We start from the raw sequence: 786 nt of genomic DNA, 5'->3' as shown, positions 1-786 counted from the left end.
AACGTACGCCATGCCATTTGTTCGCCGAAAGTATGCGATGCACCTTGACCACGGATAGGATGAGGAACGGTTTCGGTTGGCGAACGTTGTGCTTAAACACGCAGACGTTGCATTTGTTCGGTAATCGGAATGCGTACCGGACAAACTTCAACGCAGGCGCCACACATGGTACACGCAGTCGGCAGATCGCGTGTCGCATCCAAGCCTAACAAATGCGGAGAGATAATCTCGCCAATTGGGCCGGGATAAGTCGTACCGTAAGCCGCGCCACCGATACGGGTATAAACCGGACAGTGGTTCATACACGCACCGCAACGGATACATTGCAAGGTGCGGCGCATTTGATCTTCTGCATAAGCTTGGCTACGGCCGTTATCAAGCAGTACCAAGTGCATTTCTTGAGGACCGTCAAGCTCTTCGCTACGGCGAGGGCCGGTAATCATATTGAAATAAGTAGTAATGTTCTGACCAATGGCGGAGCGTGGCAACAGGCTGTACAAAGGTGGAACATCCGACAGCTTCGCAACCACTTTTTCAATACCGGTAATGGCGATGTGCACAGGCGGTACAGTGGTACTCAAGCGGCCGTTGCCTTCGTTTTCGACCAGACACAAAGTGCCTGTTTCCGCAACGGCAAAGTTCACACCGCTCAAACCGACATCGGCAGTACTGTAAATATCGCGCAATGCTTTACGCGCAAATCCGGTCAACTGGTCTACGTCGTCTGTTAATGGAGTGCCGAGGTTTTGATGGAAAAGCTCGCTAACCTGCTCTTTGGTCTTGTGA

At 51.8% G+C, this 786-nt stretch carries 1 pseudogene; it reads right to left on the bottom strand.

The features are described from left to right. Positions 1-786: pseudogene (locus tag ACTHUM_RS16120) on the bottom strand (LUD domain-containing protein); the annotation flags it as partial.

This window comes from Neisseria sp. P0021.S006, assembly GCF_051956895.1.
The sequence above is the reverse complement of the archived record's forward strand: the minus strand, read 5'-3'. Positions and strand labels throughout refer to the sequence as shown.